The following is a 7,964-nucleotide window of genomic DNA, read 5'->3' on the forward strand; positions in this document are numbered from 1 at the left end:
TTCCTTGGTTTTACCCCCCTAATTGACAACCCCTGATCTGAATCTAAAAAATATCAGCCGGGTCAGCCGCCTGAAGTTTGCGGGTAGCTATAGCCCCTGATATGGTACACATAATAATTGTCAAAATAAATACTTGAACCGCCCTAAATAAAGTAATATAAACAGGCAAATTTGTAGCATTTCTAGTGATGGCATATAAGCCAATAGAAATACCCAATCCCGGCCCAAAACCCAATAAGGATAAAATCAAAGCCTCCTCAAACACAATTGACAATAAATAAATAGTTCGATAACCCATAGCTTTAAAAGTGGCGTATTCAGCCAAATGAGAAGCGACATCAGTTGACAATACCTGATAAACAATAATGGTTCCCACGACAAAACCCATTGCTACTCCTAAATTAAACACAAAACCAACAGGAGTATTAGCTGTCCAATAATTCTTTTCAAATTGGATAAATTCAGCCTTAGTTAATACCCGCACATCATCGGAGGGTAAATGAGCTTTTAACAGAGCTTGAATTTCCAAAATGTCCGCCCCTAATTCTACTTTAATTAAACCTATATTAATACTGCTGGCTTGTTGTTTGGGCATCAGGCGCAAAAAGTTTTGATCACTGGTCATCAAACTACCATCAGCGGCAAAAGATGCCCCCAGTTCAAATAAACCAGCAATGGTAATAGTGCGGCGTTCAATTTCGGTTGTCACCCTTTCTCCCCGGTCTATAGATATGATCGCCTCTTGATAGTTTCCCCTAGCTTCCCGGTCAAATAAAACCCGATCTGGTAATTTAATATCTGGTAAATTTGGATGATTTATGATAAAATTAAAAGCGGGTTTATCTGGATTAAATCCCAACAGCAAAATCGCGGTTTCTTTCTGGGTTTGGGGATTTTTCCAAGTTTTGAGAGCCACATAAACAGGTTCCACTGACTCGACCCCCGGCACATTCATCGCCTGATAAAGTCGGCGACGGGTGAAAGTAGACATACGGGTTAAGTTCAAAGCCTGGGGACTAACTAACACTAAATCTGCTTCTAAGGCTCTATGAAGGCGAGTATTACTATTATATAATGCTGTCTGAAATCCTAACTGCATAAACATCAAAATATCAGCAAAGGCAATACCAGCGATCGCCACGAACATCCTACCCTTATCATGGGTTAACTGTAACCATCCTAAAGGAGTCCGTCTCGCTAATTGTTGTAAAGGCTGCATCAATTTAATCATGGTTCAATTACCACTAATACTTGTAAATTAGTTAACCCAGCTCCTCTCTGGCTGGCAGTTTTATCTAAACGTATACGCACTTCTACAACCCGGCTATCAATATTAGCAGAAGGGTCAGCATTAATCACATCTTGCCGTTGAATTTGTAAACCTACGCGATCCACAATTCCCGATAATTCTCCCTCTAAAGCTGCACTGGTAATCCGGGCAGATTGTCCAATTTTAACCCGGTGAATATCACTTTGATAAACTTCAGCGATCGCCACCATTTGCCGAGTTTCTCCCAGTTCCACAATGCCCAAATTATCAATTATTTCTCCAGGGTAAGCATGAATCTTTAAAATCTGCCCATTTCTAGGGGCAATAATTTCAGCTAAAGCCAAATCTGCCTCGGCTTGTCTTAATGCAGCTTGGGCTGATCTTACCTCTGCTTCTGCTACTGCAATATCCACAGGTCGCACCTCCGCCTGGGCGGTTAAAGTAGCCATAGCTTCCCTAATCTGTTGCGTCCCTCCCCGATCCATACCATCTAAATTAGCCTTAGCTTCCTCAATTTGCTGTTGTTTAGCTAACTGAATTTGGGTTAATTGAGCCTGGGTTTCTTGAATTTGCTGGTTATAAGTATTTTCAATGCGAATTAAATTAAACCGTGCCTCCTGTAGCTGTTCTTCTGTGGTTATCCTGTGCAGCCGTTTTAAATTCCATAACTCCTCGGAAATTGCCCCCTGTTGATGCAATTCCTGATAGCGACGTTCATCATTTACAGCATTGTTATATTCAGCCTCAATGCGGTTAATTGTTGCCTGTGCCACCTGCCATTCCCCCTGTTTTTGAGCCTGTAAACGGGCGATTTTGGCTTCTGTTGCTACAATATCGGTGCTGCGTTCGGTCTCTAAACGGGCGATCATGGCCTGTCCGGCTTCGATATTCGTTAGTCTTTCGGTCTCTAGGCGGGCGATCGTAGCCCTAGCCGCTTCGAGTTCCCCAATTTTCGCCCCCGCCTTAATTTGCTCGAGTTTGGCTGTTGCTAAACCGACCTGCTCCTGAGCCTTTTCTATGGCCGCTAGAAGGCGATCGCGACTATCTAAAATGGCGATCGCATCCCCCTCCTGCACCCAGTCCCCCTCCTGGACTAGCAACTGCTGAATTAGGTTATTTTCCATCCCACCGGCAGCCGAAATTGAGATCACCTCCCCTTCAGGTTCCAATCGCCCCAAAGCGGTTACCTTGATTGATACGGGTAGACTAGCTACCGCTAAGGGCATTTCCTGGCTTTCTTGGGTAGACTGCCAAAACATATAGCTAGCAACACTTCCTAACCCTACAGTGGCAACCATTGCCCAGGTGCTGATCCGGCGACCTAGGAAACCAGTTGAGGTGAAATCGCTGGTGCTGTGGGACTGTAACATAACATATCTCTCCCCATAATTAAACTAGACTGTTTAGTTCACTAATTAAGTATACTAAACTGTTTGGTATAATGACAAGTAGATCACAAAAATTCACAAGGACTGCCACGGCACGAGGAGAGAATTAGATGGCCAAGAGACAATCTCACCCAGAGACAGGGATGGCCCCCAAAGCAGAACAAATTCTTCAGGGGGCGATCGAGGAATTTCTGGCCCACGGCTTTGCAGCTACCAGCATGGATCGGGTAGCTAAAACGGCTGGAGTATCAAAAGCCACCCTATATAATCACTTTGGGGATAAGGAAAGTTTGTTTAGTGCCTTAACTGAATATTTAGGGGAAAAACGAATTTTGGACTTTGTAATTGAGGAACCAGAAGACCCGGCTATATTTTTAAAAACATGGGCGACTGCAATTTTAAGTCAAATCTTAAATGACCCCGAGTTGCTGTGTTTTTTGCGCTTAATTATTGGGGAATCGGGAAGGTTTCCAGAACTAGCTCAAGCCTTCATTAGTAACGTTGTTAAAGTAGGAATTAATAGGCTAACTAAGAGTTTAGAATCTTACCCAAAACTCAAGTTAGCTGATGCGGAAGTGACTGCTAGGGTGATTATGGGAGCATTATTACACTACTTACTAATCCAGGAAATTATGCACGGTGGAGAAATTATGCCCATGGAACGCGATCGCTATATTGAAGGCCTGGTAAAATTAGTAATAACGGACTAAGGCGACTCTTCCAAAACGCTGATCAATTTCTATAGCCATGATCTGAATTTCGGGAAAGGGAGGATTAGCATAAATAGTGGTTTCTCCGAGAGGTAAAGATAAACAGCAGTTAAAGATAGGCTGTCGGTGTTCTGGGGGTAAAAATTTATCCTCTCCCATAGCCATAACTGCGGCATTACAAAAAGAAAGCTGACCCTCTAAATTCAAGACCCCAGCCGGAGTAGTAAACTGTTCGCACCAGCGGAGAGTTAAAAACCATTTCGCGTCTGACAGTCTTTTAAAAACGCGATCTGGCTTAGGATATTGCAGGACTTTATATCCTCCTGGAATAGCCACAACAGTGCCGCCCAAAAAACCAAATATAGTGCCGATATCGCTCATATTGCCCTCCATTTACCCCTTATTCTTCGACACGATAACCCAACTCAGCCAACTGATTGCGGGACTGTCGCCATTTAGGTTGAACGCGCACAAACAACTCGAGATAAACCTTTCCATCTACTAACTTTTGAATCTGTTGGCGGGCGGCGCTACCAATAGTTTTGAGCATTTGTCCGCCCTTCCCAATTAAAATGCCTTTTTGGGAAAGACGTTCGACATGAATGGTGGCTAAAATGCGGGTAATCTTAACATCTTCCTCGACTTTATCAATAGCGATCGCCACAGAGTGCGGTACTTCCTCGCGGGTGTGTAGCAAAATCTGTTCGCGAATTAACTCACCCATAATAAACCTTTCGGGTTGGTCAGTCACTAAATCAGGAGGGTAATAATAGGGACCGGGATCTAAACTGTTAATTAACAGATTTTGTAATGTTTCTACCCCCGCACCAGTGACAGCGGAAAACTTGACCATTTGCCATTGATTAGCCTCAGCGAACTGCTGATAACTCTGGTCGATCGCCTCATATTGATCTGGCTGTAAGTCCCACTTATTTAAACCCAAAATCACGGGGACTTTAGTATGGGTAAGTAAATCGACGATATAGCGATCGCCACCCCCGGACATGACCGAACTATCCACCACAAAGACTAACACATCCACCGAGGCGATCGCCAATTTCGCATTCTTTACCAAAACCTTACCCAACTGATGATGTGGCTTATGAATTCCTGGCGTATCGACGAAAATAATTTGAGCCGAGTCAGTAGTAAGAATTCCCCGTAAGCGGTTACGAGTAGTTTGAGCGATAGGAGAAGTAATCGCAATTTTTTGTCCTACCAACTTATTCATCAGAGTTGATTTCCCCACATTGGGGCGGCCGATAATGCCCACAAAACCTGATTTGTAGCCTTCGGGGGCGACCGGAATACTCACCGGAAATATAGAGTCCATCCTTCCAATTACCTAAAATTTTGATAAAATTGATATATGACTAACTGATCAGATTTAATCCCAAATACTGATCGAGTTTGTCAGTTCGTGGATCGAGAGGAACCATAATGTTAACAGATCCAAAACCAGAAACAGAGTCCCCTAACGGTCTCGTTAAGCATGACTTCCAGCCCACAGTAGCAAAACCGCCCCGACGTAGACCAAAATGGTGGGCGATCGCACTACTGGCTTTAGGAATTCTTGCCGTTCCCATGGTCTGGCACCGAGTTTATCATCGCCAGCCTAACTCACTACAAATGGTAGAAGCCTTGACTGTACCAGTGGAAGCCAAGGATCTAACTGTAATCGTTAGGGCTAGTGGAGTTGTACAACCCGTGCGCCGGGTGAATTTGAGTCCGAAAACTCAAGGGCGTTTAGCTCAATTGTACGTTGAACAGGGCGATCGTGTCGAAGCCGGTCAAATTATTGCGCGCATGGAGAGTAACGAACTCGAAGCCCAACGCCTACAAGCGCAAGCCAGGTTAGAACGCGCCCAAGCCAATTTGGCAAAACTGCGCCAAGGCTCTCGTCCCGAAGCCATTGCCAGCGCCAGAGCCCGCCTAGAACGCACGCTGGCACGTCTAGCAGAGTTGCAGGCTGGAACACGCCAAGAAGAAATTGCGGTGGCATCTGCGAGGCTTAGAGAGGCGGAAATTCGCCTATTTGATGCCCGGTCGGGGAGTCTACAAAATGAAATTGACCAAGCCCAATCAAGAATACAAGCCAATTTAGCTGAGTTGGAATTGGCCCAGGGACGGGTACAGCGCTATGAAGAATTGAAAAGTCAGGGGGCTGTTTCTGAGGATACTTTGGATGGCTATAGGCGAGATCAACGCCGCCTGGAGGCTTTACAGGATGAGGCTAAACAGCGACTAGCACAACTTCAGGAAAATAGGCGATCGCAAATTGAACGATTGGAAGCTACCGTTGAACAGGAACGTCAAAATTTGCGACAGTTACAAAATGGCACTCGTCCTGAAGTTATCAGACAAGCTGAGTCTGATGTTACCGAGGCGCGCAGTCAGTTAGATGAGTTGGAAAATGGCACTCGTCCTGAAGATATTGCGGCTGCTGAAGCTGATGTCCGGGAGGCTGAAAGTCAACTGCGCTATTATCAAGTGCTGTTAGAAGATACTAATATTCGTGCGCCTTTTGCGGGAATTATTACTCAAAGATATGCGATTGAGGGCGCTTTTGTTACTCCGGCTACTTCCGCCTCTGATGCGACTTCTGCTACCTCTACTTCTATTGTGGCTTTGGCTAAGGATTTGGAAGTTTTAGCGAAAATTCCCGAAACTGATATTGTCCAAATTGAACCATTACAAAGGGTGGAAATTATAGCCGATGCTTACCCAGATCAGGTTTTTGAAGGTCAAGTGCATTTAATCGCCCCGGAAGCTATTAAAGAACGAGATGTTACCCTGTTTCAAGCCCGGATTGATATTCGCACGGGACAGGATGTATTGCAGTCGGGAATGAATGTTAATTTACGGTTTGTCGGTCGCCAACTTAATCAAGCTGTTGTGGTTCCGACTGTGGCGATTATTACTAATCGGGGAAATACGGGTGTACTCATTCCTAACCAGGAAGGTCAACCAGAATTTAAACCTGTTACTATCGGTTCACAAATTGGTAATGAAATCCAGATTTTGGAAGGAATTACTACAGGCGATCGCGTTTTTATTGAATTGCCACCCGGACAAAAACTTGAAGATATTATACAATAAAATAGCACCTCAATCCTCAACTAATCTAATCATCCCTAATTATGCATATTCTAGAAAGTATCAAAATGTCCTCGGCGACATTATTGGCTAATAAAATGAGAAGCAGCCTAACTATGTTAGGCATTATTATAGGTAATGCCTCAGTTATTGCTATGATAGGTATTGGAGAAGGGGCGCAAACCTTTGTCGAAAATCAAGTTAATTCCCTGGGTCCTAATGTATTATTTATTGTCCCCGGCAGCCCGGAAGCCCAGAGAAGACCTGTTTATCCCCCTCAAAATTTAATCCTAGAAGATGCAATGGCGATCGCTGAACAAGTCCCCTCAGTGGAAGCTGTAGCACCTTCTTTAACAGCTAGTGAATTAATATCTTATCAGAGTAGGAATGCCTCTGGTTCTATAATTGGCACTACCCCAGAATATATGACCGTTCGTAGTTTTGATATTGCCAAAGGAAGGTTTATTTCTGATTTGGATATTCAGCGAAATGAACAGGTAGTCGCCCTCGGTTCAGAAATAGCAGAACAATTATTTGGTAATGAAGACCCCATCGGTAAACAAGTCCGACTCAAGGATATTACATTGCAGGTAATTGGAGTCATGCAACCCAAGGGTTCCAGTTTAGGAAGTAATGAGGATATGAATGCTTTTATACCCATTACCACCGTTGCTAATCGCATTACTGGGCGCAATTCTCCCTATGGTTTACAAGTTACCTTTATTTCCGTTTCTATTAAAGAAGCACATCAGATGAGGGCGGCACAATTTCAAATTGAGAATTTGCTACGTTTACGACATAAAATTACTGATGAAGATGATTTTACGGTTCGGAATCAACAGGATTTAATGAATATCCTCGGACAAATTACTGGGGCTTTAACGTTGATGTTAGCAGCGACGGCGGCGATTTCCTTGTTAGTCGGGGGAATTGGAATTATGAATATTATGTTGGTTTCTGTCACAGAAAGAACCCAGGAAATTGGTCTGAGAAAAGCCATAGGCGCTTCCCAAAATGATATTCTTATTCAGTTTATTATTGAGGCGATTATCTTATCTGTAGCGGGGGGATTAATTGGCACGGGTTTAGGTGTTAGTGGTGTGTTACTGGTGGGAATACTAACACCTTTAGAAGCTGGAATTTCCACAAGTGCGATCGCAGTCGCTGTCAGTGTTTCTGGTGGTATTGGCTTATTTTTCGGCGTAGTTCCCGCCAGACGCGCCGCCGCCCTTGATCCAATCGTCGCCCTCCGCAGTATTTAATAGTTGATAGGCGCTGATTCGGATAGGGCGGGTTTATTAACTAATTAATGACCGGGGATAGGGCGGGTTTATTCAGATAGTCCTGGGGATGGAGAATTCACAGCAGAACCCGCCCCGACAATTATCAATTAATGACCAGGGATAGGGCGGGTTTATTCAGATAGTCCTGGGGATGGAGAATTGACAGCAGAACCCGCCCCGACAATTATCAATTAATGACCAGGGATAGGGCGGGTTT

7 protein-coding genes are annotated in these 7,964 nt (G+C 44.3%); 3 read left to right on the forward strand and 4 right to left on the reverse strand.

Translation table 11 applies throughout. The features are described from left to right. Positions 1-43: 43 nt before the first annotated feature. Both devC and P5674_RS06685 read right to left on the reverse strand, forming a co-directional pair. The gene (gene devC, locus P5674_RS06680) at positions 44-1,231 is read right to left on the reverse strand and encodes an ABC transporter permease DevC (RefSeq protein ID WP_014277181.1); all 1,188 of its coding nucleotides are present in this window, start codon (positions 1,229-1,231) and stop codon (positions 44-46) included. Continuing rightward, positions 1,228-2,640, reverse strand: coding sequence for an HlyD family efflux transporter periplasmic adaptor subunit (locus P5674_RS06685; protein ID WP_014277182.1), 1,413 nt, complete (start codon positions 2,638-2,640; stop codon positions 1,228-1,230). Before P5674_RS06685 ends, devC begins: the two co-directional genes overlap by 4 nt. A gap of 128 nt (positions 2,641-2,768) precedes the next feature. Between P5674_RS06685 and P5674_RS06690 the strand changes: the two genes are divergently transcribed. After that, on the forward strand, positions 2,769-3,368 hold the full coding sequence (locus P5674_RS06690) for a TetR/AcrR family transcriptional regulator (RefSeq protein ID WP_006617768.1): 600 nt from the start codon (positions 2,769-2,771) through the stop codon (positions 3,366-3,368). Here P5674_RS06690 and P5674_RS06695 read toward each other — a convergent pair. Both P5674_RS06695 and era read right to left on the reverse strand, forming a co-directional pair. Further along, positions 3,351-3,749 carry a hypothetical protein gene (locus P5674_RS06695; protein WP_014277184.1) on the reverse strand — a complete coding sequence of 133 codons (399 nt, stop codon included), beginning with the start codon at positions 3,747-3,749 and terminating at the stop codon, positions 3,351-3,353. The two genes, P5674_RS06690 and P5674_RS06695, sit on opposite strands and share 18 nt — an antisense overlap. Positions 3,750-3,768: 19 nt before the next feature. Then, positions 3,769-4,701: a GTPase Era gene (era, locus tag P5674_RS06700; protein WP_014277185.1), complete on the reverse strand. Its 933-nt coding sequence runs from the start codon at positions 4,699-4,701 to the stop codon at positions 3,769-3,771. Positions 4,702-4,808: 107 nt separating this feature from the next. On the opposite strand from era, the gene P5674_RS06705 reads away from it, so the two are divergent. Both P5674_RS06705 and P5674_RS06710 read left to right on the forward strand, forming a co-directional pair. Beyond that, positions 4,809-6,467 (forward strand): efflux RND transporter periplasmic adaptor subunit, encoded by a 1,659-nt coding sequence (locus P5674_RS06705; protein ID WP_315669877.1) that lies wholly within the window; start codon positions 4,809-4,811, stop codon positions 6,465-6,467. Positions 6,468-6,508: 41 nt separating this feature from the next. Continuing rightward, on the forward strand, positions 6,509-7,726 hold the full coding sequence (locus tag P5674_RS06710) for an ABC transporter permease (RefSeq protein ID WP_014277187.1): 1,218 nt from the start codon (positions 6,509-6,511) through the stop codon (positions 7,724-7,726). The last annotated feature ends 238 nt before the right edge of the window (positions 7,727-7,964 follow it).

This window comes from Limnospira sp. PMC 289.06 (assembly GCF_032350395.1).
Classification (GTDB): Bacteria; Cyanobacteriota; Cyanobacteriia; order Cyanobacteriales; family Microcoleaceae; genus Limnospira; species Limnospira platensis.

Excerpts from the sequence above, each read along its gene's own strand:
- devC (WP_014277181.1), bottom strand. The coding sequence starts at position 1,231 with ATGATTAAATTGATGCAGCCTTTACAACAATTAGCGAGACGGACTCCT.
- P5674_RS06685 (WP_014277182.1), bottom strand. The coding sequence starts at position 2,640 with ATGTTACAGTCCCACAGCACCAGCGATTTCACCTCAACTGGTTTCCTA.
- P5674_RS06690 (WP_006617768.1), top strand. The coding sequence starts at position 2,769 with ATGGCCAAGAGACAATCTCACCCAGAGACAGGGATGGCCCCCAAAGCA.
- P5674_RS06695 (WP_014277184.1), bottom strand. The coding sequence starts at position 3,749 with ATGAGCGATATCGGCACTATATTTGGTTTTTTGGGCGGCACTGTTGTG.
- era (WP_014277185.1), bottom strand. The coding sequence starts at position 4,701 with ATGGACTCTATATTTCCGGTGAGTATTCCGGTCGCCCCCGAAGGCTAC.
- P5674_RS06705 (WP_315669877.1), top strand. The coding sequence starts at position 4,809 with ATGTTAACAGATCCAAAACCAGAAACAGAGTCCCCTAACGGTCTCGTT.
- P5674_RS06710 (WP_014277187.1), top strand. The coding sequence starts at position 6,509 with ATGCATATTCTAGAAAGTATCAAAATGTCCTCGGCGACATTATTGGCT.